General features: G+C 38.1%; 24 protein-coding genes. 10 read left to right on the forward strand and 14 right to left on the reverse strand.

The window, feature by feature from the left end:
* The first annotated feature begins 96 nt into the window (after positions 1–96).
* On the forward strand, positions 97–1,554 hold the full coding sequence (gene thiI / locus QPL79_RS07525; RefSeq protein WP_285274196.1) for a tRNA uracil 4-sulfurtransferase ThiI: 1,458 nt from the start codon (positions 97–99) through the stop codon (positions 1,552–1,554).
* Here thiI and QPL79_RS07530 read toward each other — a convergent pair.
* Entirely contained in the window at positions 1,544–2,581 is a 1,038-nt protein-coding gene (locus QPL79_RS07530; RefSeq protein WP_285274197.1) for a beta-ribofuranosylaminobenzene 5'-phosphate synthase family protein, read from the reverse strand. The two genes, thiI and QPL79_RS07530, sit on opposite strands and share 11 nt — an antisense overlap.
* A 94-nt stretch (positions 2,582–2,675) precedes the next feature.
* On the opposite strand from QPL79_RS07530, the gene QPL79_RS07535 reads away from it, so the two are divergent.
* The 3 genes from QPL79_RS07535 (at position 2,676) to QPL79_RS07545 (ending at position 4,559) form a co-directional block, all read left to right on the forward strand.
* A complete protein-coding gene (locus tag QPL79_RS07535; RefSeq protein ID WP_285274198.1) occupies positions 2,676–3,200 on the forward strand; it encodes a QueT transporter family protein in 525 nt (174 codons plus the stop codon).
* A gap of 92 nt (positions 3,201–3,292) precedes the next feature.
* Positions 3,293–4,030, forward strand: coding sequence for an ABC transporter ATP-binding protein (locus tag QPL79_RS07540; RefSeq protein ID WP_285274199.1), 738 nt, complete (start codon positions 3,293–3,295; stop codon positions 4,028–4,030).
* Positions 3,987–4,559, forward strand: a complete 573-nt coding sequence (locus tag QPL79_RS07545) for an energy-coupling factor transporter transmembrane component T family protein (RefSeq protein ID WP_285274200.1) — start codon at positions 3,987–3,989, stop codon at positions 4,557–4,559. Before QPL79_RS07540 ends, QPL79_RS07545 begins: the two co-directional genes overlap by 44 nt.
* Positions 4,560–4,593: 34 nt before the next feature.
* On the opposite strand, the gene QPL79_RS07550 is transcribed toward QPL79_RS07545, so the two are convergent.
* Together QPL79_RS07550 and QPL79_RS07555 are read right to left on the reverse strand one after the other, a co-directional pair.
* The gene (locus tag QPL79_RS07550) at positions 4,594–5,325 is read right to left on the reverse strand and encodes an ABC transporter ATP-binding protein (RefSeq protein WP_285274201.1); all 732 of its coding nucleotides are present in this window, start codon (positions 5,323–5,325) and stop codon (positions 4,594–4,596) included.
* Positions 5,326–5,327: 2 nt separating this feature from the next.
* Entirely contained in the window at positions 5,328–6,794 is a 1,467-nt protein-coding gene (locus QPL79_RS07555) for an ABC transporter permease subunit (protein ID WP_285274250.1), read from the reverse strand.
* Between the two features lie 105 nt (positions 6,795–6,899).
* On the opposite strand from QPL79_RS07555, the gene QPL79_RS07560 reads away from it, so the two are divergent.
* A complete protein-coding gene (locus tag QPL79_RS07560) occupies positions 6,900–7,397 on the forward strand; it encodes an AAA-associated domain-containing protein (protein WP_285274202.1) in 498 nt (165 codons plus the stop codon).
* A gap of 41 nt (positions 7,398–7,438) precedes the next feature.
* Here the strand turns inward: QPL79_RS07560 and QPL79_RS07565 are convergent, their stop codons facing one another.
* From QPL79_RS07565 to QPL79_RS07575, 3 genes are all read right to left on the reverse strand, one after another.
* Positions 7,439–8,776, reverse strand: coding sequence for a TldD/PmbA family protein (locus QPL79_RS07565; RefSeq protein ID WP_285274203.1), 1,338 nt, complete (start codon positions 8,774–8,776; stop codon positions 7,439–7,441).
* A complete protein-coding gene (locus QPL79_RS07570; protein WP_285274204.1) occupies positions 8,776–10,206 on the reverse strand; it encodes a TldD/PmbA family protein in 1,431 nt (476 codons plus the stop codon). Before QPL79_RS07570 ends, QPL79_RS07565 begins: the two co-directional genes overlap by 1 nt.
* Positions 10,207–10,278: 72 nt before the next feature.
* The gene (locus QPL79_RS07575) at positions 10,279–11,118 is read right to left on the reverse strand and encodes a mechanosensitive ion channel family protein (protein ID WP_285274205.1); all 840 of its coding nucleotides are present in this window, start codon (positions 11,116–11,118) and stop codon (positions 10,279–10,281) included.
* A 205-nt stretch (positions 11,119–11,323) separates the two neighbouring features.
* Here QPL79_RS07575 and QPL79_RS07580 point away from each other — a divergent pair, with 205 nt between their 5' ends.
* Complete coding sequence (locus QPL79_RS07580) at positions 11,324–11,890, forward strand: M50 family metallopeptidase (RefSeq protein WP_285274206.1); 567 nt, start codon at positions 11,324–11,326, stop codon at positions 11,888–11,890.
* A 2-nt stretch (positions 11,891–11,892) separates the two neighbouring features.
* On the opposite strand, the gene QPL79_RS07585 is transcribed toward QPL79_RS07580, so the two are convergent.
* The 7 genes from QPL79_RS07585 to QPL79_RS07615 form a co-directional block, all read right to left on the reverse strand.
* Positions 11,893–12,720 (reverse strand): class II glutamine amidotransferase, encoded by an 828-nt coding sequence (locus QPL79_RS07585; RefSeq protein ID WP_285274207.1) that lies wholly within the window; start codon positions 12,718–12,720, stop codon positions 11,893–11,895.
* A gap of 130 nt (positions 12,721–12,850) precedes the next feature.
* Entirely contained in the window at positions 12,851–14,215 is a 1,365-nt protein-coding gene (locus tag QPL79_RS07590; RefSeq protein ID WP_285274208.1) for an aspartate aminotransferase family protein, read from the reverse strand.
* Positions 14,178–15,728 (reverse strand): APC family permease, encoded by a 1,551-nt coding sequence (locus tag QPL79_RS07595; protein ID WP_285274209.1) that lies wholly within the window; start codon positions 15,726–15,728, stop codon positions 14,178–14,180. Before QPL79_RS07595 ends, QPL79_RS07590 begins: the two co-directional genes overlap by 38 nt.
* A gap of 4 nt (positions 15,729–15,732) precedes the next feature.
* The gene (locus QPL79_RS07600; protein ID WP_285274210.1) at positions 15,733–17,187 is read right to left on the reverse strand and encodes a trimethylamine methyltransferase family protein; all 1,455 of its coding nucleotides are present in this window, start codon (positions 17,185–17,187) and stop codon (positions 15,733–15,735) included.
* Positions 17,180–17,866: a cobalamin B12-binding domain-containing protein gene (locus QPL79_RS07605; protein ID WP_285274211.1), complete on the reverse strand. Its 687-nt coding sequence runs from the start codon at positions 17,864–17,866 to the stop codon at positions 17,180–17,182. The genes QPL79_RS07600 and QPL79_RS07605 overlap by 8 nt, the downstream gene beginning before the upstream one ends.
* A gap of 229 nt (positions 17,867–18,095) precedes the next feature.
* Positions 18,096–19,433, reverse strand: coding sequence for a cyclic 2,3-diphosphoglycerate synthase (locus tag QPL79_RS07610; RefSeq protein ID WP_350309100.1), 1,338 nt, complete (start codon positions 19,431–19,433; stop codon positions 18,096–18,098).
* A gap of 118 nt (positions 19,434–19,551) precedes the next feature.
* Positions 19,552–20,271, reverse strand: a complete 720-nt coding sequence (locus QPL79_RS07615; protein ID WP_285274213.1) for an RAD55 family ATPase — start codon at positions 20,269–20,271, stop codon at positions 19,552–19,554.
* A 130-nt stretch (positions 20,272–20,401) separates the two neighbouring features.
* On the opposite strand from QPL79_RS07615, the gene QPL79_RS07620 reads away from it, so the two are divergent.
* The 3 genes from QPL79_RS07620 to QPL79_RS07630 are packed head-to-tail and all read left to right on the forward strand — an operon-like array spanning position 20,402 to position 22,975.
* On the forward strand, positions 20,402–21,388 hold the full coding sequence (locus tag QPL79_RS07620) for an ABC transporter ATP-binding protein (protein WP_285274214.1): 987 nt from the start codon (positions 20,402–20,404) through the stop codon (positions 21,386–21,388).
* Positions 21,378–22,199 carry a hypothetical protein gene (locus tag QPL79_RS07625; RefSeq protein ID WP_285274215.1) on the forward strand — a complete coding sequence of 274 codons (822 nt, stop codon included), beginning with the start codon at positions 21,378–21,380 and terminating at the stop codon, positions 22,197–22,199. The genes QPL79_RS07620 and QPL79_RS07625 overlap by 11 nt, the downstream gene beginning before the upstream one ends.
* Positions 22,196–22,975: a hypothetical protein gene (locus QPL79_RS07630; RefSeq protein ID WP_285274216.1), complete on the forward strand. Its 780-nt coding sequence runs from the start codon at positions 22,196–22,198 to the stop codon at positions 22,973–22,975. Before QPL79_RS07625 ends, QPL79_RS07630 begins: the two co-directional genes overlap by 4 nt.
* A gap of 5 nt (positions 22,976–22,980) precedes the next feature.
* Here QPL79_RS07630 and QPL79_RS07635 read toward each other — a convergent pair whose 3' ends face one another.
* Complete coding sequence (locus tag QPL79_RS07635) at positions 22,981–23,925, reverse strand: iron-sulfur cluster loop (RefSeq protein WP_285274217.1); 945 nt, start codon at positions 23,923–23,925, stop codon at positions 22,981–22,983.
* 426 nt (positions 23,926–24,351) lie between these two features.
* Between QPL79_RS07635 and QPL79_RS07640 the strand changes: the two genes are divergently transcribed.
* A complete protein-coding gene (locus QPL79_RS07640) occupies positions 24,352–24,726 on the forward strand; it encodes a hypothetical protein (protein ID WP_285274218.1) in 375 nt (124 codons plus the stop codon).
* Positions 24,727–24,776: the final 50 nt, after the last annotated feature.

Here is a 24,776-nt window from a genome sequence, read left to right on the forward strand (position 1 = left end):
AACGTTTTTAGTTTTTGTAAAGTGTTGGAAATTGTGAATAGGTGTTGGGCTGCGATTTGGCATAGCAGCTCTTGTTTTTATGTGGTGAGAAACGCTTTGAGGGAATATCTTGTTACTGTGTCTGGCGAGGTTGTGTTGAAGTCTAGTAGGACAAGACCAAGATTTTTCAATGCCTTGGCTAGAAGTATTCGCGATGCTGTTTCGAGATCTGGTGGCAAGGTAGTTGATTTGAGTGTTGTTGAGGCTAAGATTTATCTTGTTACAGATGTTGATGTCTCTAACACCGTTTCAAAGGTTTTTGGTGTTCATAGAGTTGGCGAGGTTTTGAGCTATACATTCAATGATTTAAGTGATTTGGTTAAGTGGATTGCTGAAAACGCCAAGAGCTTTGTTGTTGGTAAAAGATTTGCTGTTAGAGTTAAGAGAAGCGGTAGTCACAACTTCACATCACTTGATGTTGCTAGAGAAGCTGGTGCTCTTTTAAAGCCTTTCTCATCTGGTGTTGATCTCAATAATCCAGAGGTTGTTGTTGAGGTTGAGGTTAGGGGTCAGAAAGCATTTCTATACAAAAACTCTGTTAAGGGTCCTGGAGGGTTTCCAGTTGGTGTTGAGGGAAAGGCTCTTGTCATGTTCTCAGGTGGTTTTGATTCTCCTATTGCTGCTTGGTATGCTGCTAAAAGAGGTGTTGAAATAGATTTTCTACACTTCATTCTAGGACCTCTTCAATCAACTTACTACGCCTTCAACGTTGCTAAAAAGCTTTCATATGATTGGCTCTATGGCTACAGCCCAAAGTTTATAGCAATAGACTTTAGAGATGTTGTGAAGGAGATTGTAAAAAATGTTGAGTGGAGCTATAGACAAGTTGCTTTAAGAACGCTTATGTACATAGCAGCTCAGAAAATTGCTAGTGAGCTTGGCTACAACGCTATTGTTACTGGAGAATCTCTTGGGCAAGCATCAAGCCAAACACTGAAAAACTTAGAGGCTATAGAAAGCTATTTGAAGCCTTCAAAACCTATTCTAAGACCATTGATAGGATTTGACAAGGAGGAGATAATAGATTTTTCAAAGAAGCTTGGACTCTACGAGCTTTCAGCAAAAGTTGTTGAGGCATGTGCAATAGCCCCAACAAAAGTTGTTACAGCATCAACACTAGAAAACCTTTCCGAGAAGCTGAAAAGTCTTGATCTGTCCATTGTTGACAAAGCTTTGAATAGTAGAATAGTTGTTAATGTGCTAAAGGCAAATCCAGAGAGTGTAATACCTGAAACAGATATTGAAATAGATTTCATACCAAGCAACGCTATTGTTATAGATGCTAGAAGCAGTGAAAAAGTTTTTGAAGAGCCAATAGCAAATGCTATTCCACTTAGCAAAGCAGACTTCTCCAACATGCCTATGGACAAGCCCATAGTTATTGTATGTGAAACTGGTGCTCTAAGCTATGTTATTGCTAAGGAGCTTAGGGAAAAGGGTTTAAAAGCCTATAGCCTAAGGGGTGGGGCAAAAACATGCAGAATTTATGCAGAAAAGTCTTCGGCTATGCAATGATTTTCCACGTCTTGGTTTTTCTACTTCTAACAACAGTTATCGAAGCACCTGTTATTTTTGGATGTGTAACATATTTTTCAATGCTATAACCTCTTTCCTTAAGCTCTTCAGCAACAATATTTGAGATTTTAACACATTTTCTATAGCTGTACTCGTATAATCCATATACCATTGGCCCCCAAACACTTTTCCCAACACTCTTCAAACCATATTTACTCAGCAAATTGATTACATGATCTGTTTCCTCACAGTTTATAGAAACATCGAAAAACTTTTCAAAAGCATCTACAACAAGCTTTTGAAATTTCTGCAAACCAGCTGCAAAAACATTGAAGTCCTTTTTTGCAATAGCTGGTAGTATGTAGTGTAAAACTGTTTTGTAAAGCTCAATCTGAACATCTTTTGGTATTTGCCTTGGGTCCTCCAAAACCTTTTCAGAGTACTCCCCCAATCCACAGTTCTTCGCATTTTTAACTATGAAGATGTTGAATATCCACCCTCTTGGCACTCTCTGTCTGTATATCGCATATGGAATATCGTCAACAGTTGAAGGAGGAGGCACAAAACCATTTTGGGAAACAACTCTTCCAGAATCGATTATGAATCCTCCAAGCTCGAAAGAAGCTACACCAATTCCTGAGAACCTTCCCCTACCAACTCTATAGGCAACCTGTCTAACATCGAGTCCAAGGTCATAGAGAAGAGATATTGCATAGCCAAGTGATAGTGCTAGCTGTGTTGTTAAGCCAAGTCCAACATGTCTAGTATAGACATCAACAATTTCTATAATAACATCCCTAATCCCAAGACCCTCAACAACCTTATTTACAACATCAGAAACATCAATGTTTGTCTTATTCTCTACTTTAAACTCATAAGATTTATAAACTCTAACAATAACTTTTGGATTATCAATAGCTATCCCAGCCCCACCCCATGCAACATTATCAGATAAGAAGTTGTAAAAGCCAAAGTGAAGCCTAGCTGAAGAAGCCACTGTAACACTTTCAACCTCTCTCTCACTCATAGCATCTCCCAATATATAGATACAATATGTAGTGTTACTAAAAACTTATAGTTAATATAGATGGTAGAAAAGAAATTCCTGTGATGACGACATGATGCAGACAACTCATTGGTTAACTAAATCAGTTGAAATATCAAGAAAAGTGTTATCGGTGCTAGTACTTGCAGCCATATATGCTGCTCTTGTCATAGGTCTTCAACCAATTAGCTTTGGACCAATACAGTTTCGAGTAGCAGATATTTTATCGCCTATAACATATGTTACTGGCCTTGAAGGTGTTGCTGGTCTAACACTAGGCACTTTAATAGGAAATATTGTATCGCCTTATGGCGTATTAGACATGGTTATAGGAACTCTATGCACCTTTACTTATAGTATTGTAAACTGGTTGCTTGGAAAGCTAGTTGGCTATAGAAAAAAGTTATTACCTATAATAGCGGTTTTAGATGCTACTATTGTTGGATTTGACATAGGATTTATTTTGCTTGGTTTGATATTCCGAGCTGGTAACCCCCTACAGCTGTTTATACTAGTGTTTACAGGAAATGTTGTAGCTACAATGATAGGTGCTCTTTTGCTTGTTCCAAGGGTTAGAAAGTATTTTTCTCAAAACTTATAACAAGGTGTTTAAGTAAATTCAAGACACTTTAGTTAAAGATTATCAACTTTTAAGCTAGTGACAGGCAATGGTTTTTGCAGTGTGATAAGACATTGATTATTGAAACAAGAAATCTTAGTGTTTTCTTTGGAAACAAGGTGGTGCTTAGAAACATTACAACAAGTTTCGGTAGTGGTGTTCACATTGTTTTGGGTAGAAATGGTGCTGGAAAAACAACTTTTTTGAGGGCGTTGGCAAATCTTGTTAAGTTTGATGGTGATGTTCTTGTTGGTGGGAGGAGTATTAAAAGTTTTAGCAGAAAAGAGATTGCTAAGCTTATTGGCTATTGCTGGCAAAACCCATACTACGGCTTTATAGAGGTAACTGTTGAGGATGAGATAAAGGCTATAACGAGGATACTTGGTGTTGATGGTAACTGGGAAGTTGTTGAGTTGCTTGTTCCAAAAGAGCTTATGGGTAGAGACCCATCAACTTTGAGTGGTGGTGAGGCGAAGAGAGTTTCAATGGCCTCTATTCTAGTGGCTGACCAGCCGATATGGCTTCTCGACGAGCCATTTACATATCTGGACAGAGATGGTGTTGAGGCAATTATTAAGCTTGTTAACTATGGGAGGAGAAGAGGAAAAACAATTATTGTAACTCTTCACGAAATCTTCTATGCAAGTCTCCTCAAACCCGATACATACACAATCATAGATGGTGGAATAGTGAAATTCAGTGGTAAGTGGAATAGTCTAAGCGATGATGAGCTTATTGAATCAGGTCTTGTTCCAAGGGGTGTTATATGTGATAGTGTCTGTGGTTCAAGAGGTTTTGGAGTACAGGTTTAGAGCTTCGAAATATCTGCTTTCAAAACAGTTTCTATTTGCAAAAGCAGCTCTCTTCATAGCTTCAATAGCTATTCCATTGACAACAAAATTGATAGTGTCAACAGCTTTCGCAGCTTGTCTTGTAATACTCGTAGCTGTTCTGGGCTTGAGGAAAACAGCTTTGTACATAGCATCATCAGCCATGTTTCTGTACTTAACAATGGTTGCAATAGCTTTTTTGCTTGGTGGAAGCATAGAGAGTGTTACCAAGGCAACAATACTAGCAGCTTCATCACTATCATCAATATTGTTGATCGCTTCTACGACAAACCCCTCGATGCTTAGAAAATGGACATTGCCATACCTGTTTTTAGTAATATTTATGAACACATTGAGAGAAGTCATAGATATTTCAACTGCTTACAGAGCTAAGGGAGCTGGAGAGCTGAGATACATTCTTCATGTGGTTATAGCCTCAATGACTTTGGCAATAGCAAAAACAAATGCATTGGCCGATTCTCTCAAAGCAAGAGGAATTGAGGTTAAGTAACACATTGTCAGTTGATTCAAAAGAGATTTGAAACCTAGCTAACATACTCATATACTAGATCCACAGTTTCTTGAAATTCCTTCGATCTTCTATCCCTTGGTCTTCTAAGCTTAACCTCAACTATTTTAGATATTCTTGCTGGTCTGGGGGTTAAAATAACTATTTTATCAGCCATTAGAACAGCTTCCTCAACGTTGTGAGTAACCATGACAATGCCCCTAACTGTTGTGACTCCAGAAAGCCACAAATCCAATATTTCTGCTCTCAAAGCCTCAGCTGTTAACGGGTCTAGTTGTGAAAATGGCTCGTCCATTAAAAGAATTGTTGGTTCAACAACAAGAGCTCTAGCAATGTTCACTCTTTGTCTCATTCCACCGCTTAGCTCATGTGGATAGAAATCCTCGAATCCATGCAAACCAACTAGGGATAGATACTTCAAAGCCTTTTCCCTAGCAACCCTCTTATCAACTCCTTTCGCAATTAGTGGCAATGCAACATTGTCTATTACTGTTAGCCATGGTAAAAGCGTTGGGGATTGAAAAACAAATCCATATGTTACACTACCATGGTATTTCACCTCACCCTCATCAACTTTCTCAACACCTGCTATAATTCTAAGCAGTGTTGATTTTCCACATCCAGATGGGCCTAGAATAGCTATGAACTCTTCGCCAATATCAAGAGAAATCCCATCTAACACTCTTAGAACCTTGCCTTTTTCGCCAAAGCTTTTAACAATATTTATAAGACTTACAAGAGTTGCCATGACTACTCAACCAAAAAAGATTTTTCAACTTGTTTAAGTATTCTAGACCATACAACCTTGTTTAAAACAGCTATCGCTAAAGACCATAGCAAAACAGTGTAGAGAACAAGATCAAATCTTCCCTCATCCGCATATTTGCTTAGCATTGAGCCAACACCACCAAGATCAACAACACCAGTTGCACTAGCAAAGTACTCTGCAACTATTGTAGCATTCCATGCACCACCCCACGCACTTAAAGCACCTGATGCTATTGAAGGCATTAGAGATGGTATTAATATGTATCTAAAGTAGTTAAACCCTTTAACACCATATATCTTGGCAAGATCGAGAATTTCGCTACGAATCTTTGGAACACCAAATAGAATTACACTAAAAAATTCATACCATAGAGACCCCTGAAGAAATACTATGAAAGATACAACCCAGGGCAAAGTGCTTATTAGTGGTGATAGAAGAGGCCACCAAATTATTGCTGGTATAGAAGCCAGAAACTCACCTGCAATGGCTATTGCTGGTCCCCACCTCCTAACTAGTGCAAGATAGGCAATGCCAATTGTTAAAACAAAGGAAAGCAAAACTATTAGTGAAACCCTGGCAAGAGACAATAAAAAGTTGTACACAAAATTGAGTATAGGGAAATAATCTATTTGAATACTTACAAACATGTTCAAGTGCATTAGCATTGCTGTTAACGTAAATACCAAGACAATTGCAGAATGCACACCAATTTTTCTCGATTCAAGCTTTATTCCAAGCCATGTTAGAAAGCTCCAAATGGATGAAACAAGTTTGTAGATGTAGTAAAAGGGTTTGCTATATGCTGGCAGTAGATATTGTTGAGAAGCAAAGTTTGTTGCTGGATTGAATATCAAAATATAGGAGATTATTATGATTATGAAAAGAGCTGATAGGGTTATGTAAAACTCAACTGTTTTTCCACTGCTGTAGAAATCCATTATCAAAGAACCAATACCAAAAAGCTTGTACTCCTCGGAACCAGTGGCTATAACCTCTGCAGATGTTAAGAAGAACCATCCACCAGCCCACGAAATAATGCTGTTAGCCGCGATTGCCGCTCTTGCAGCTGGCACATAGATGTATGCAAGTCTTGAGAACAAACCCATTTTATACACAGATGCCATTGTGAATAGACTTGGATCCAAAGACTTTATAGCAGTGTAAACACCGAATATCATGTTCCATAGAAGACTTGTGACTATGAGAAACACAGCTGCAAGCTCCAACCCAATGCTTCTGGGAAGAACTGTGGCAAACACAACTATTGCTATTGGGAAGAAGCCAAGTATTGGAATAGATTGTAAAATATCTAGAACAGGTAGTAGAATAGACTCAACAGCTTTTCTTCTAGCCATTGAAATCCCTATGGAGATTGCAACAAAAAGCGAGATTATGTATGCAGAAACCATTCTACCAAAGCTCGCTAAACAAGCCAATAACAAAAGCACTACATCCAACTTCCCAACCTACCTAACAGCTTTCTATATTGCTTCTGTGAAACATAGATTTAAAAAGCTCTTTAGATAGTTGCTAATAATAGGTGTTCGTGAGAGGTGTCAAAAGAATCAAATAGAAACCCTCATCTTATACCACGCGATGTTTTACCAGATCACATTATTGGTCTTGTTGAGTCGTTGTATAGTTTAGGTGGTTTGGCAGATCCAATGTACATTGGTGATATAACAAGTGAATCAATAGATGTTTTGCCAAAGGCTATAGATGTTGCAGAAGCTTTGAATCTTATGAAGTATGAAAATGGCTATTTGCAACTAACAGATTTTGGTAGAAAAGTTGCTGAAGCTGACTCGAAAAAGATTAGAAAGCTGCTTAGAGAAGCTGTTATTGCAAATAAAATTGAGCCTCTACACGAAATATACACAGTTTTGAGGAATAGGAAGAAAATATCGAGAGAAGAGTTCATAAGTATTGTGGAGAAGCATTATAAGAGAATAAATGATGAGGTAATTAAGAATGTTCTTGTTTGGGGTACGTATCTTCATCTCTTCAAAATGAGTGAAGACGATACAGAAGTTGTTCTCATGAGCAAGTAATATGATAAAAACTTGTTATGTTTTACAGATTTTGTGTGAAGTTATATCACATGTTTTGATGTGTTAATGTTTCTTATGAGAACATAGGGTATTTTTGAGGGTGTTGAAACTTCCCACCACTGAATGTTGTATAAGCTTTTTTCAATCATTTCAATGTTGTTGAGTATGTTCGTGAATTTATCTGCTATTCTAAGTTTGGAAACTGGTTTTACTATTCTCCCATTCTCTATGTAGAATATCGCATCTCTGGCAACTGTTGAGAATATTCCTTCAACATAGTTTTGTAGTCTCGTATACCAGTTGTTTGTTATCAGAATTCCTCTTCTAACCTCAGAAATCATTTCATCTAGTGATGTATTTCCTGGCTTAACAACAATATTCCATGGCTCTGGGCTTATCCAGCCAGCATTTGCTGTTGAACTTGCATTCAATGCTTTAGCGGTTTTTGTATTATGTAGAAGAGTTTTCAAAACACCATTTTCTATAATTGGCTTGTTGAATGTTTCCAAAGCCTCGTCATCAAAACTTCTAAAGTTTGGCAACTCTCTGTTTCTTGGTTCATCCAAAACAGTTAGATGTTCTGATGCAACTCTATCCCCAGGCTTATTCTTCATAAACATTGACCAGCCCATTATAACTGCAAAACCTGTTGCCATAGACACTATGTATTCAAGCAAATTGCCAAAAACCATTGGACTTAAAATAATGTCATATACCCCTGGCTCGATATCACTTCTATTTCTAGAGTCTACAGCATATCTAGATGCTGTAAAGGCCATTGACTCAAGCCCCTTAACATCTAGAGATGTTGATGTGAAACACCACTGCCCACTGCCATCAGGTTCTGCAAATGCTCTCAAATAGCTTTGGAGAAATGTTTTTCTCTCCTCTAGCAAAGCTCCTTTCGATGTTGCTAAAACAGTTTTTGCTTCACCAATTTGAAGCATTCCAGCAACACTATCTATCCTCTCCCTGTGAGCCACCTCTATGACCCTCTCAGCCAATCTGCCTATATCCTCCATACCACTAACAATGCTTTTATCATAAACCTCCTCAACATATTTAATCTTGCTTGGCTCTGGCAATGGTGCGTAAATAGGCGATTCCTCAACTGTTCGAGACATTGACAAAATTGATTCAACTGGTTTGTAAAGCTCTTCAAAACTCTTTGGCTCAAACCTTAAAACAAATATTCTCCTCTCCTTAGCTAGATACAAATCCACTGTAACTCTTCTCCAATTCTGAACAACACTAACACTACTGTTAGCAATTTTAGTCATTACAACATTGGATAGAGTTGCCTTTGCAGCAGCTTCCTCGAAACCCATTTTAATTAGCTCGTTAACAAGCTTTGATATTTGATCTAGCTCCACAGACACTATGCTATCACCCCAAGTCTAATGCTCTTCAACCTAACATCCGGGCCTCCAAACCACACGGGAACACCTTGCATGGGCTCTCCCTTTCCACATGTTCCAGCATAGAATCTAAGCTCTTTTCCAACAGCATCTATGTTGCTGTAGAAAGATTTTGTTGTTAACTCTAAAACAGGGTTTCTAACAGGTTTTGTCAACTCCCCATTCTCTATGAGATACGCCTCTAAACCAACATACCTCTGGCTCCACCTCTCATCATCTATATTCCACTCCATATAGCTTTTAATGTAAACACCAAGCTTTACATCCTCTAAAAGCTCCTCAAACCTGTGGTCACCAGGCTTTAGATATGTGTTTGCCATTCTCACTATAGGCTCGCTTGCATAGTCCATTGCTCTCGCAGCTGCGTTGCTCTCAACACCAAAAACCTTTGCAGTTGCTCTGTTTTGCAGAAACTCGTTTATAACCCCCTCTCTGTACAGGTAGCGCGGTCTTGCAGCAACACCTTCATCATCGTATAGGTAGAACCCGTAGCTTCCAGGAATCGTTGGGTCGTCGATTACAGTAGCGTTTTTGTTTCCTATGACATAGCCAATCATATTTGGTTTTATGAAGCTTTTTCCAGCTTGTGCAGCTTCTCTACCAAGTATTCTATCAGCTTCGCTTGGATGTCCACAACTCTCATGAACTATTAAAGCAACTATTTCACTACCAACAACAACTGGTATGCTCTCCTTCGGAGGCTCAACAGCTGTTAGAAGCACTTTCTCAAGATTCTTCGCCTCTTCAGCACTGCTTTCAACAATGTTCCACTTGCTTAACCACTCCAAGCCTCCAGATGCTCCAAAAGATTCAAACCTCTGAATATACCCCTTCTGCGGATGGTGAACAACAATGTTGTAATATATCGAGATTCTTGGAATAAAGCTTTCAACATATGCACCATCACTATTAACAACAACTTTATTCTCTATCCACTCACTATATGAAAGTGTTGCAACAGGAACCTTAGCCTCTTGAACAACCTTTGACACAGAGCTCCAGAACTCCTTGTGTATTCTAAGCTTCTCTCCCAAGTCAACATCAGAAAACTTTTTCAGTGGAGCAACAGAGTATTTCGCTCTCCCAAGTCTAGCATCTGAAAACTCTACAGCCTGTTTAGCAATATTTGCATGTGCCTTTGCCCTGGAAACAGCAATTCGAACAGCTTCCACAACACCTTCTCTACTCAAATTATTTGTTGATGCAAACCCTAGAACACCATCAACCAAAACCCTAACTGCTATACCCTCAGACAACTCGCTATAGCCAGAAATTATAGAGCCATTTCTAGAGCTAGCACCCCAAGACTCTATTCTGTGATATCTAGCCTCAGCATACCTTGCCCCCATATCTCCAGCAACTTTCAATGCATGCAAAAGCAAATCCTCCAACTACTTGCACCAATTAAGTTTTCAAGGAAAAACAATAAAAATTTATGTGATAAAAAATGATGTGATTTGAATTTACTTTCTTATCTCAGCTAAAACTGATTTAACTAAGTAGAAAGCTATTGGTATGAGAACTATTCCAAAGGCTATTGCTATTCCTATTGACAGCATCTTCAAAACATCTCCTACATAGCCATACCTACTAAATATTGCTGCTAAGCCAACTAGTATAAAGGCTAGAACAACAATGAATTGAAGATATGGAGCAACAGCTTTGAAATCTGGATGCTCCTGAATTATCATCTTAGAAACATCAATCACTATTATAACGCCCATTGCAATTGCAACAACACCTACAAGAAGAGGATAGATCATTTCTGATGGAAGTCTAAAGAGTGAGAATGCAACTGTAAGCATTATTGCTACTAAGCCAATTAATATGGTGTTTTCTATTAAGCTAATTAGATATTTGTATGACTCTCCCCAGCTTCTCAAAAGTGTTGAGCCAAGATACTTTGAAAGCATTATAGATAGAATAATTCCTAGGGTTATAACAGCCACACCCCCAATCAAATAGGGTATGTAAGCAACAACAGAATATATCAAAGCACCGCCATCACCACCAAGAGGAATATAGCCAATGGCAACAACAAGTGATAGAGCTATGATGAAAGCCATTGTCAAACCCCCTATCAAATCAGATAGGTCAAGCCCCAAAGCCAAAACACTTTTACCAATATCCGTTTTAGACAAAGGCTTTTCAACATACTTGTCAATAACCTTATTCACAATTTTCCCAACTATGTAGCCAATCACAACACCTATAACAATCCATATTATTGCAGCAACTATGTTAGGCAACAAATCAACAAATGAAGACCATAGCCTAGCAAGAGCCTCGCCTGCACTACTCAATATTCCCACCTCATCCAATAGTATTTAGATTCAGCAAAACTAATAAGTTTTGCATAAATCATTTTTCAAGAAGATACAATTTGTCATGTTTTTGCAGAAAGCTTTAAAGCTTGTGTAAACACAATTAGATTTTGTGTGAAGAGTACCCCTGGATCTGAGATGTGATGAAAAGGCATTTAACAGATTATTGAAGATGTGATTACCTATGAATTTTAGAGAGCTTGTTGATCTATTCATATCCGCTTCTGTAGTTTTTATAGCATTCTCTTTTCAGTACCTAATCTCATTCAACTACAAAATGACTACAGCATATCTGCTTGCAACAATAACAGCATTTGTTTTTCATGAGCTTGCCCATAGAAATGTTGCTAGATCAAAGGGTGTTTTTGCTGCTTATAAAGCGTGGTATTTTGGTCTTTTAATATCTCTTCTACTTTCAATAGCTTCTCGTGGATCAATTGTTTTTGTTGTTCCAGGTGCTGTAGAGATTTACATGCCTATTTACATACCATCTATAGAGTCTAGCATTGCTGTTGCAGGTCCCTTGACAAATGCCATTATTTCTCTTATATGCATTCCATTAACAAAAATTCATGGTGTTTCTGTATATGCATCTGTTGTTGGCTATGTGAACTCGTTTCTAGCATTCTTCAATCTCTTGCCAATACCACCTTTAGATGGGTACAAGGTTATTAGACATGATATTACTAAATGGGTTTTCGCAATGGCTTTGTCTATTGCTTCGCTAATATTCTACTGGTTTTTTGAATAGAACTAGATTTTCTGATTTTCAACAACAAGTGCATTATCCTTTACTTCCACAACAACAATCTCTCCATTTTCCAGAGGAGTTCCTCTTAACCCAGCTAAGCTGTTCAGATAGTAATCAACTGTTGATGATACAACAACAACTGTGTTTCGACTTGGCATCACTTTGTATAACTGATAATAGTTCTTGGTTTTCTCACCCTTTTCCCCAATATAGTTCAGAGAAAACGAAACTACTTTGCCGCTAGGCTCATCAACTACTATACCAGCGCAATTCAATGCTGTTTCAACAACACCAAGATCAACAAGTTTCTTTAAAGATTTTGTGATAGATGATGAATCAACACTGTCAATTGTTTTAGCAATCCAGTAAGCAACAAAAAATGAATCAGCATATCTATCCAAGAGATTTTCAAGTCCAAGCTCCTTAGCAACAACAGCTTTGTTTATAGAGCCGTTGTGAACAAACCAAAGATTAATGTTACCAGGAATGCTAATGTGAAATGGGTGAGAATTAAACACGTTTATAGGTTCAGAAACAGTTAACCTGCTATGCATTATCATATGAATCCAGTGAAAACCTCTTGGAACACCTCTGACAAACCCCCTAAAATCCTCTTCAAGTAGCGGAAGAGATGTTTTAAAGTATCCAAAGCCAAGCTCTCTAAACTTCATGTAGACAAATGCAGCTCCCCATCCATGGTTATGCGACCTTCTACCCCTTCTAACCTCATCAAGAAAAACATCATGCAAAGTAGATAATCTAAAAGCTTTTGCAACAACAAATAAATTATTCAATTCTCCAACAGATACAAAGTGAAGTAGTCTACACATATATGTCACACCAATTGAAACCCATTTTGATACATATGCTAAAAAATTTAATGCATCACCAAAGACTATCAATAAACATAATTACTATTTACCAAAGAGCTTTTACCTATCAGTTGATCAGTGAAAAAGACTAATCTTGTAATCTTGGATTCCAACCCTTCATAAAACTCAGTACATCGTTTGTCACTTTACCATTTACAACATCCTTTACAGATTCTTCAATAACTTCTAAAGCTCTTTCCATCAAATCCATTGGAACATTCAATGCAGGAGTTATCCTAATAACGTTACTGTGTTTGCCAACAGTCATAGCCACAACACCTCTTCTCCAAGCAGCCCAGCATATTTTTAAAGCATTTTTTCTATCAGGTGCTTTACTTGCATCATCCTTAACTATCTCCATTCCTATCAAAAGCCCTTTTCCCCTCACATCACCAATAATATTAAATTTTTCACTCAATTTACTTAGTCTTCTAAGTATGTAATCCCCCAAAACCATAGCTCTATTCACAAGATTTTCTCTTTCAATAATTTCTATGGTTTTAAGTGCTGAAATACATGATAAGGGATGTCCAGATAGATAAAAACCTAAGGCAGGTGGTGCCTCAAGAACCTCGCTTTTTCCAATAACAGCTGAAAGAGGCATGCAACCTCCAAGTGCTTTACCAATCACCATTAAATCTGGTTCAACTGAGAAGTGTTCTACACCCCACCACCTACCTGTTCTACCCATGCCTGTCTGAATTTCATCAGCTATGAAAATACCATTAAACGACTTCACTATTTTATATAACTCTTTTAGAAAGTCTTTGGGTGGAACAATGATTCCTCCATCACCTTGAATAGGCTCTACAACAACACCAACAAAATCGTTGTTTAAACTCTTCAAAGTTTTTTCAATCTCTCTTAAAATAGTATTTGTAAGTTCATCTGGTTTCTCATATCCATTGATGTTCCACGGATTTCTATAAGGGTTTGGATAAGGCACAAACACAATGTTTTTATATAACAGGTTTTTACTGGTATCGTTTTGAGCCATTATTTCTGATGTCGATAAAGATAGATATGTTGTTCCATGGTAGGAGCCTTGGAAAGATAGAATAAACTTTTTCTTTGTGTAGAATATTGAGGATGTTAAAGCCATGTCCACGGCATCTGAACCAGAAAAACCAAAAACAATTTTCTTCTTGTAGCTACCAGGTGTAATATTCACTAGTTTTTGAGCAAGTTTTGAAGGTGCTTCGGCGTAGAAATAGCATGTGGGGAAGCTAGTTAGAATCTCTAGCTGCTTCTTCAATGCATCCACAACTTCTGGATGGCTATGCCCAATAATATTGGCAAGTGTTGTAGAAAAATCTATGTATTTTCTGCCATAAGCATCCTCAATTATTGATCCATAAGCTTTTGAAGCTATCAAGGGTAGTTGTTTCCATGAAAAAGACTTGGGAAAGAAACGCTCATCGCTCTCTATGTAATCTTCCACACTTTTGCTCATATATCTCCACTTTATTTGTTTTCAAAGCCCAGGTGTATATGGCTATTGAAAACAGCAACACGGCAGCAACGTCTAGAGGCATTCTAAATACATTCAATGGTGAAATCGGTAAGAAGTTGTTGTATACAAATGTTGAGTCTCCGAGCAGTGATATTACTGGCAATCCAACTAGGTATGTGATGTACCATGTGTTTTTCCTAAGCTCCGATGCTATAACCTTAATGTTTTTGACAAAGAGTGGATACAGTATGAGACTCGCTATAGCTACTACACTACCTGTTAATGTCCATGGCCAGCAAGCCCAGTATATGTATAGAGATCCTAGGAAGAATCCTAGAAATCCAAGCAATATTGAAACACCTCCACTATTTTTAACTGAGTATGATAGTGATGAGATTGCATATGGTATGAACTCAGCTATCATTGTTACCAATACTATGTTTGGAAAACTTGGGATTAGAATCATCATAATTGCTGTTAATGCTGATGAGAATATCAATGCATTGACTGGTGTTCCAAACTTTGGAGATACACGTGATAGTGGTTTCCAAAGCCTATTCTCACGAGCAAGAGCAAAAGCAACTCGTGCTTGAAGCAAAACCCAGTCACTGAAACATCCAGCAGTTGAAATAACGGCACCAGCAATAACTATTTCCGGTAGAAAAGCTATTCCCAAAGCTTTTGAAACATCTGCTAATGGTGATGAGAGATTTGCTAGCGAACTCCAATCTTTTTCAGCTATGCCGAGAGCACTCCATTTCACAGCTCCAATAAATGAAGACATTACAAGTAGATACACTATGGAAACTATAACCACGGTTAGCATAGCAGCTTTCATAATTATTTTCCTAGGCTCCTTAACCTCTTCACCAACAAGAACAAGACCCTCAAATCCTACAAACATCCAAAAGCCAAATGCTATCGCCAATCCAATACTTCCAATACCATATGGGGCTATGGGCTGGAAATTACCTGGACTCAAATTAGCTAAACCCATTGCTACAAATATTAGCAAAGGTATTATTTTGCCAACAGTAAGCACAAAGTTTAGACCAGCACCATATCTAACACCTATAATGTTAATCAATGTAACAATTGCTAGAATTGCTATAGCAAGTGCTATGCCAAGAGATGTTAGTGTTAATCCAATGACCAAGCCAGGTACAAAATATGACAGATATAGAATGAATCCATAGATTATTGGAGCAGTTCCTATGAAGCTACATGCATAGAAGCTTAGACCTGTTATGAAACCTGCTAAATCCCCTAGAGCCTCTCTAGCGAAGTAGTATATTGCTCCAGCTCTTGGATAAATCTCTCCCAGCTTCCCTATAACATATAGAAACAGAGCTGTTATGAAACCCATGATAAGAACTGCAAAAATTGCTAGTGGGCCTGAAACAGATGCTACAAGACCTGGCATTGTGAATACTCCAGATCCGATAACACCGCCAATACCTATAGCAGTAAGAAGAGCAAGCCCAAGCTCCTTTCTCAACTCGGAAGAGCCCATGGCTTCAAACCTCAGGAAGTTTTTCAATTCCATATCTCTTAGCTATTTCAGTTACTGTTTTGCGAAGCTCCTTCTCAACATCTTGCGGCAAAGGCTCTGGCTGATGCTTCTTCAAAATCTCCTCAACATACTCTTTAGCAACTACCTTAAGACTCTTTCCACCCATCTTTCTCCACATATCAGCAGATCTCTTATCCAGTAGCCTTGGCATGAAGTGTTCTTTTCTCCACCACACCCTGGTGTGTTTGTGTTTTAGAAATAGGCCCCCCGGCCCCACTTCCTCAAAAACTTTCTCAGCCAATGTATCAACATCAACATCTATACCTCTGCCAAACCTCAAAGCCATGCCAGCAACATCATCGTCTACAACAAGCTTAAGCAAGCTTATAGCATTTTCTTCGTAAAGCATTCCAGAACCTATTGCAATGTCCAGACCAGCTAAAACAGATATTATTGCGCCAATTGCTGATTCTAGAGATGCTTGCTCATCAAACACTTTGCTATCACTAACAATTGTGTAGCTAGCACTTGGAAACCCATAGAACTTTGCCATCTGGGAAATAGCTGAGCTAATCAACTGAACCTCTATGCTACCCGTGCAAGATGTTGCAAACCTCTGCTCAAATACAGTTGGAGAACCACTGTAGATTATCGGCGCACCTGGGTTAACAAACTGGGCTACCACAAGCCCTGATAGAAACTCTGCATTCGCTTGAACAACAGAACCAGCTATTGTTGCTGGTGCTGTTCCACCTGTTTGAGGCATTGGTATAATGTGTGCTGGAAGCCCAAGTTTTGCACAATCAATAAGGTTTTGCATTGTTAAATAACTCCATTTCAGTGGTGGTGAAGGGCATACTGCAAAGAACATGAATGGTCTTTTAGAAACATTCTCCTCGCCAATCACAGAAGCCATGATTTTTGCAGCATCAGGTATTCCCTCAACAGTAAAAGCACCAGTATCTATAGGTTTTGTAGTGTACTTTGCCACAACATACATTCTCCACCTATCAGCAATAACATCTGGCACATCAGCAGGAACAAGAGCAGTTGACATAATATGTGTGTTTGAAAGATAATCCGTTACCTTCGCAACATCAGCTAAGTCTTTTGATAAAGGCCTTCTAACCTCATCTGTTCTCCAATCAATGTAGTAATAAGCTGCTGAACCAACATCAAAATACGTGTTTCTACCCTCACTCAACTCATAACACAGCTTACCATCTCTACTACAAAGCTTAACAACTTTTGGAGCTTTTGCTATGGCTTCTCTAACAAGGTTTTCTGGTATTTTAGCAATTCTCTTGTTGAAATCAACCTCAGCACCAACACTATTTAAAAGCTTAAGAGCATTCTCATGATCAATCCTAACACCTACTCTGCTAAGAACATTAAGAGATGCTACATGTATTTTCTCAACTTCTTCTCTACTCAAAACCTCTAGTCTTGGTCTAGCCATGTGTCTCACCCACTGCACTCCTCTTTTCTCTAAGCCACTTCATAACAACATCAATAGATGAAATAGCGTCAGGTGCCCACCCATCAGCTCCTATCTCCCTAGCCCACTCAGCTGATGTTGGAGCTCCACCAACAATAACCTTGACCTTGCCTCTAAGACCAGCAGCCTTAAGAGCTTCTATAGTTTCTTTTTGCTTCACCATAGTTGTTGTTAGCAAAGCACTCATACCAACAATATCCGGGTTGTACTGCTTAACAGCCTCGACAAATTTTTGCGGAGGTACATCAACACCAAGATCAATAACCTCAATACCATTAACCTCCCAAATAGTTGCAACAATTGTTTTTCCAATGTCGTGAATATCGCCTTCAACAGTACCTATAACAGCTCTACCAACATACTCTAGCTTCCCACCTCTCTTAACAATTTCATTCTTGAGAATAGGTATAACAACCTTTGCAGCCTCAGCAGCTGCAACAAGATCAGCTATAAAAGCTTCTCCTCTAATCCACCTATCGCCAAGCTCAAGAACGCCAGCAACAACACATTTATTGAGAACCTCGAGAGGATTCATAGAAGCTTTGATACACTCATTTGCATATTTCAACGAGTTCTCAATATCGCCATCGATAATGCTTTGTCTCAAGCTAAAACACAAATCTTCTCTGAAACCAGACACCGCTTCACACCAAAAAAACTAAAGTTTGATATGGTATATAAACCTTAATGGTATATAAGACTTAAAATGAGTATAATATGTAAACTCAGCTTAGCAAATGATTTTTATATTGACAAGATTAAACAATAGAAGTTACATTGATGGTTAATGTTCATTCGCAAATTTCCATAACATCAAAAACCCAGTTTTGCTTTACATCAACATTTTGATAAGTAAATAAATTGTATTGCTAAATGCTTTTAGGTGATGACCTAGATAGGAACTCATTTACCAAATCCTCAATTGATGGACCTTCAACAATTTTTAGTTGCCAAAACACTTTCACAACAGGCTTGTTTATCTTTATAACTTTTTCCAGATCTGTGGGAGTGGCAATGATTACAGCATCAGCATCAATACTATTTATTGTTTGCTCCAAGTCTCTTAGCTGCTGTAGTGAATAGCCCATGCTTGGTATTACAGGTCCCATGCCTGGGTATTGCTCATATACTTTCCTCAAATATCCAACAGCATATTTTCTTGGATCAACAACTTCAGCACCAAACCTCTTTGCTGCTACATATCCTGCTCCATATGCTGCTCCACCATGTGTAACTGTTGGAGCATCCTCAACAACAATAACCTTTTTACCTGAAACCATATCTGGTTTATCAACATTAACAACAAAATCAGCTTTAACTATGTGAGCATTGCTATTAATCTTTCTAATGTTCTTCACTATTCTATCAATGTTTTCCTTACTTGCCTCACCAACCTTAGTCAATATAATGGCGTCTGCCAACCTAATGTTTACCTCACCTGGAAACGCCCCAACCTCAATCCCGGGTCTAGTTGCATCTGTTACTGCTACCCAGTACCATGGTCTGTAGAAAGGCCAGTCATTGTTTCCACCATCCCACAGTATCACATCGCCAAGTTTCTCAGCTTCGACAAGAATTTTCGTATAGTCAACACCTAGTAAAACTGGTGCACCAATTTTTAGATGTGGCTCTACCTCCTCTCTTTCCTCAATTGTTAAACTCGAAGCATTTAAATCATTCAAATCCTTAAACACTTGAACAAGTGGAGTTGAGTCTCTGTAGATCATTGGGTGTCTAACAACAGAAACCCTCAAACCCCTTTTCCTAAGCTCTTCAACAATAGCTTTTGAAACAGTGGATTTACCAGCACCAGTCTTAGTTGCTGTAACTGCTATAACAGGCTTTGTAGAATCTAGCATTGTTTCCTTCAAACCAAGAATTCTAAAGCTACAGCCAGTTGAAAGCACATGGGAAATCACATTGCCAAGCTCATCATAGGTTAAATCACTAAAACTAAGAATTGCCTCATCAACACCATAAAACTTAACAATGTTTGGCAGCATCTCCAATGGGTATATCGGTATTCCAGCAGGGTATCTATCACCTGCAACCTCTCTTGAAACTCTTCTAATCTCAGCTCCTGGTATTTGCGTAAATAGAAAAGCAACAACCTCTACACTTGAGTCCTTCCTTAAAACAGTGATAAAGTTGTGAAAATCTCTACCACCAGCCCCAATAACAACAACTTTTCTAGGCAAATTAATCACCGTGTTTTCAGTTTAAAGCTGTTTAAAAACCCGGTTCTTTAATAATAAAAGCGTTAAATAATGAAAGAGTATAAAAAGCAGAAACATTGTTGCATATTCAGAGACATGGATTTTATGGTTATATGCTGTAGCTAACCCAATTCAAATTGTGTTTCACACCCTTCATTCTTTTCACCATTACCCTCCACACAACATTTGAACTACTGGAAGGTTCTTGCTGAATTCTTTCGGTAAGTATTATGCCATCCACACAGTGTTCTATACTTGATAGAAGCTCTTTTGCCAAAGCTGTTGATGTATGCAGTGTTGCAATTGTTAAAACATTTCTTGCTTTTGAGAAATTGGCTCTAACATTCTTTATGTACTCAACCAAGCTCTGCATATCACCACTGTAATAGGATAGAAACTCGTTTAGAGAATCTATTGCTATAAGCCCTCTATCCTCAATACCCAAATCAGTTACAATAGCTAGAAGAGATTCGAAAACCTGTTCAATGTTTTGAGGATTCACCTTGCTTATTACAGATACTGATAGCCTTGACTCAGAACCTCTAATTCTAAAGCTGTAGCCATCAACAATAAAGAAAAGCTTCTGCTTAACATACTCCAGAACATCAACTCCAAGACTCTTGAGCTGCTGCACAACTGTTTTTGGATCATCATCTAGAGCAAGATAGAGCACAGGCTCTCCCAGCTGAAGAATGCTTTTAGCAAAAACAGATAAAAGTATGCTCTTCCCAGAACCACCCTCACCAGCTACAACAATAAACGAGTTTCTTGGAATTCCCTCTGGAAACAATGTTTTAAGAGGTTCTAAATCAAATCTCAGCATAGACATGATCAAAAACCGCAAAAGTGCTATACACAAAAACCTTGGTTTAGAAAGCATTATAAAGGTTTGTGTACTCAACTACTAGTCTAGCCACTAAACTTAGCAAAATATTTGATAATGCTAGTGGTTGTTTTGTATGAGTGGAGTTATTGTGGAGAACATTAGGAAAAGCTATGTTAGTAGAGAGGGTTTTAGAAAGAAGCGTGTTGTTGAGGCTTTGAAGGGTGTTTCCCTAGCTGTTAGAAGAGGTGAGATTCATGCTCTTCTTGGCCCAAATGGAGCTGGGAAAACAACACTTATAAAGATATTGGCTACGCTTCTTCTACCCGATGATGGAAAAGCCTATGTTAATGGTTATGACGTTGTTAAAGAGGCTGAGAAGGTTAGAAGTGTTATTGGTGTTGTTTTGGATGTTTCCAAAGGTTTTTACACATCTCTTAGTGGCTATGAGAATCTTGTTTTCTATGCTCTTCTAAAGGGGTATTCATATGGTGAAGCTAGGAAGAGGGTTAGAGAGGTTTTGGAGCTTGTTGGTCTCTACGAAATGAATGCTCACAACAGACCATATTACACATATAGTCTTGGTATGAGGGCTAGGCTATCAATAGCAAAAGCTCTTTTAACAAACCCACCTGTTTTGCTACTTGATGAACCCACACTTGGACTAGATGTTGAAAGCGCAAAGACTGTGAGAAAACTTGTGATGGACTTGGCTAAGGAAGGTAGAACAATTCTTGTAACAGGGCATAACATGTATGAAATTGAGCAAATAGCATCCTCCATAACCATAATAAACAAGGGTTTGGTTATAGCATCTGGAGCACCAGCAGATCTCAAAACAAGACTAGGTCTCATGCTAAGAGTTTCCATGAGAATTGGTGATGTTAATAGCAATGTTGCTGAATATGTGAAGAACTTGATACCTGTTGAGAAAATTTCCATGGAGTTTAATGCTGATAGCACAAGAATAGTTTTCTATACTAAAGCCAGTAGGGAAGAGGTTATACAAGGAATTATGCAAATACATAAATCTTTTGATGTTAAAATAATTGATCTTGTTATTGAGGAGCCAACACTTGAGGATGCATACATTGCTGTTGTTGGTGGAGAACATGGTTCTTAGAGTTTTGAATGCTTTAACATATAGAGAAGTTGCATGGTTTAGAAGATTCTTCGCAGATTATGTAATTTCATGGATATTCCCACTAGCTTTGTCAGTTGGAGTAATATTCTTGCCAGCATCAATATCAGGTGTAAACACTGTTCTTAGTAGAATGAGCAATTTGTTTAACTATCAAATGGATTTGAAAACAGCTTATAGCCTCGCACTTGCGCTAACAGGTATAGTCAATGTTGTTGCTATTGTTATTAACGATGTTATTCAAACAATGTTTGCAGAATTCAGATTCATGGAAGTTGGGTGGATGATTCTTGAAACAACTGGGCTAGTCAAATACACAATTGCAAATGCCATTATTAGACCAGCTATAATGACTCCACTAGCAACATTGTTTCTGGCTCCACTACTTCTCTACCTCAATGGCTTCAGCGGCTTAGTAACATTTGCATTACTTGAGCTAGTGTTTATAGCAACATCTATTGCACTAGGATTTTACTCAACCATTGTTGCAATTCCCTTAACATTTCACACAAAAATCTCGAGACCCTGGACCATAGCAAACACCTTGGCACCTGCAATACTTGCTGGAACCGGGGTTTACATCCCAGTAAATCTTGTGCCTGCTATTCTAAGATTTTTCGCATATTCAACTCCTGTTCCAAGGTCATGTGAAATAGTTTATTTGATATCTTTAAGGGGTTTTCCAAGCGAGATAACACTTTTTCTTGTGTTCATAACATTTCTAACATCATTGTATCTAGCTGTTTCTGGTATCTTGTCGAAGAATGCTGATGCTAGGGTGAGAAAAGGTTGAATCTAAAGAAAACACTGCATGTGATATATGTAGGCTTTGTCTTGTCGAAAATGCATATAACAGCATATGTAGCAGCAATCATTAACACGATATTGTGGTTCACAATAATATTTGTTCCAGCAACTGTTTTTAGCGAGGATCCTAAAATGGCTATGTCCATGTTTCTACCAGGGGTATATGCATTAACAGTTGCAAGCGCAGCTATGTGGACAGCTACAGAGTTTTTGAGGTGGAATGTTTACCATGGCTTAACAGATTTGTATAGAGAGAATGGGTTGACAGTGTTTCATTATTTGATTAGCTACTCAATTGTTGACTCAATATTCTTTGGAATTGCAACATACTTTGCATCAACATATATAATCGCGTCTTATACCGGGCTAAGCTTTTTCAATGCTCTTCCAGCAAACCCTCAATATTTGCTTCTAGCCATTGTTGTTGCAATACCAATGTATCTTTTGATGGGATCTTTAATAGGTTATTTAATGGCGTCAACCTCTGTGAGTGGGGCATGGATAAACATAATTCAAATGATAGTTGCATTTGGAACTATTGTACCGCCAAAGACAATTCCAAGTGGTTGGCTAATACTCTTAAACCCATCCACATATGTTGCAGAGATTCTGAGAATAGGGTACAACACAAACACGGTTTCATCAAATGCGCTAGTTGTTTCAATCCCCATAGCAATAGCTTTGTTTACCCTGCTTGGATACTGGATTGGTTTTTTATGCGATAAGAGAATTGCTAGATATGGTCTTGAGTACAGGTATTAAGGGGTTTAATAATACCATGTGTCGTAGTATATAGGCTCTTTGAAAAACAAGCTATTTTTAAATGATTTGCAAAAATCTTTAAATGGGCATGCAGAGCATTTTGGATTTTCAGCTGTGCAAATACCTCTTCCAAAAACCCACATGAAATCATCTAGCAAAAGAACATCAACATTGCTAAGCCTTGACAACTGCTTGTATGCTTCCCTAACGGCTATGCGAATAAGAATATCCTCATCATGCGTAATAGCAACTTCATCAACAACTTTTCTAAGGAGATTGTTCTCAAGCTCGACAATGCCAAGTCTTAAAGCAATTCTTGTTAAGTGATTATCTACAGCCACATGCAAATTCTCTTTATCGATTGGATTAAACAAGCCTCTGTAGACAAGGAACTTAACAAGAAGAAAAGCCTTTTTCTCAACAGGATCCTGATAGGCCTTAAACACCTTCACCAAATCCAGAAAACCATAGCCATTAAGTAATCTGAGATAACCATTTGACAGCAAAACAATGTTTCTTGGACTACTGTTGTATAGCGCAATAATCTTTTTGCCAAGGTCGTTGAGAAGATGGGTTCTAAGCTTTATGTCAACAGGTTTTGCATTTCCTATAGATAACCACTTCTCAACTTCCTCCTCACTGATTCTAGCCATGCGATTAGGTGTAAAGAAATCTGGATTGCTTCTAAACATCTCCATCCCAAGTCTGTAAAGAAGATCAGCACCCCTAACTCTTTCACCACCAACAACAGCCTCATATGGCTTCCCAGGTCTGCTAAGCCTATGATCCATAGAGACCATAACCAGAAAATACATCAAAACATTGTCTAAAGGCTCGTTAGATTCTGGATAAAGCCTTGAATCAAAAACATTCATTCTATGAGCACTGTTAATCACATTAGGCAAGATATTTGCTATATTTACAATCTTGTCATTAATTATCATAGGCATTTTAAACACCATTAAAATAGAGCTAGATTTGCAACTAACAAAATATTTTAACTTATCAAAGATTTTTTGGAATAGTGGTGAGCAAGCTATAAGTACTCTTAACAAGAGTTTCTAAAGCTTTTAAAGAAGATGAAGAGTTTCATTATGCTGTAGCATGTTTGCTAGGTCTTGACGAAATTCTTAAGAGACTTGATAGAAATGAGCAGGAATTAATCAAGCTTAAAGAAAGATTTTCACATGTTCATGAAGGAGCAAGAGAAGAGATGGGAAGAAAATAATAGACGATGGGAGGAAAATAATAAGCGCTGGGAGGAGAACAATAGATGATGGGAAGAGGCTTACAAAAGATTTGAAGCTATTGAGAATGAGTTAAAGAGGTTAAGAGAGGATTTTAATAGATTTGTTGAATTGGAGGAGAAGAGGTGGATGGAGGCAAACAAGAGATTCTCCAGAATTGAACTTGAGCTAGTTGTTTTAACAAAGGCAACACTGTCTAGATATGTGTTAGAGGATCTTGGAGAGGAGATCAGGTTTAGAGGTGAGGAGATATTGAATAGATACAGAAATCTTGCTATAGATGGTGAAGAAATAGATCTTGTTATTGAAACTAATAGGAGTGTATATGTTGCAGAGATAAAGATTAAACCAAGTGTTGAGGATGTTAAAGATTTGATAAACAAGACTGAAATTGTTGGTAGGAAATTTGGCAAGTCGGTTACATCGATAATGGCTGATGTATACATAGGTGATGAAGTAATAAACTTTGCTAGAAGCAGAAGTGCATTGATTTACAGCTACTGATGATCTATTGCTACTAAGTTAAATGTTTTCCAAAGGATTTGAAACAAGAA

It is taken from the genome of Ignisphaera cupida, assembly GCF_030186535.1.
In the GTDB taxonomy this organism is placed as follows: domain Archaea; phylum Thermoproteota; class Thermoprotei_A; order Sulfolobales; family Ignisphaeraceae; genus Ignisphaera; species Ignisphaera cupida.

Bases quoted from the DNA above. Each gene is read 5' to 3' on its own strand.
- QPL79_RS07535 (WP_285274198.1), top strand. From the start codon at position 2,676: ATGCAGACAACTCATTGGTTAACTAAATCAGTTGAAATATCAAGAAAA.
- QPL79_RS07600 (WP_285274210.1), bottom strand. From the start codon at position 17,187: ATGGCTAGACCAAGACTAGAGGTTTTGAGTAGAGAAGAAGTTGAGAAA.
- QPL79_RS07615 (WP_285274213.1), bottom strand. From the start codon at position 20,271: ATGTCTATGCTGAGATTTGATTTAGAACCTCTTAAAACATTGTTTCCA.
- QPL79_RS07530 (WP_285274197.1), bottom strand. From the start codon at position 2,581: ATGAGTGAGAGAGAGGTTGAAAGTGTTACAGTGGCTTCTTCAGCTAGG.
- QPL79_RS07640 (WP_285274218.1), top strand. From the start codon at position 24,352: ATGGAGGCAAACAAGAGATTCTCCAGAATTGAACTTGAGCTAGTTGTT.
- QPL79_RS07590 (WP_285274208.1), bottom strand. From the start codon at position 14,215: ATGAGCAAAAGTGTGGAAGATTACATAGAGAGCGATGAGCGTTTCTTT.
- QPL79_RS07580 (WP_285274206.1), top strand. From the start codon at position 11,324: ATGAATTTTAGAGAGCTTGTTGATCTATTCATATCCGCTTCTGTAGTT.
- QPL79_RS07635 (WP_285274217.1), bottom strand. From the start codon at position 23,925: ATGCCTATGATAATTAATGACAAGATTGTAAATATAGCAAATATCTTG.
- QPL79_RS07595 (WP_285274209.1), bottom strand. From the start codon at position 15,728: ATGGGCTCTTCCGAGTTGAGAAAGGAGCTTGGGCTTGCTCTTCTTACT.
- QPL79_RS07625 (WP_285274215.1), top strand. From the start codon at position 21,378: ATGGTTCTTAGAGTTTTGAATGCTTTAACATATAGAGAAGTTGCATGG.
- QPL79_RS07620 (WP_285274214.1), top strand. From the start codon at position 20,402: ATGAGTGGAGTTATTGTGGAGAACATTAGGAAAAGCTATGTTAGTAGA.
- QPL79_RS07550 (WP_285274201.1), bottom strand. From the start codon at position 5,325: ATGGCAACTCTTGTAAGTCTTATAAATATTGTTAAAAGCTTTGGCGAA.
- QPL79_RS07585 (WP_285274207.1), bottom strand. From the start codon at position 12,720: ATGTGTAGACTACTTCACTTTGTATCTGTTGGAGAATTGAATAATTTA.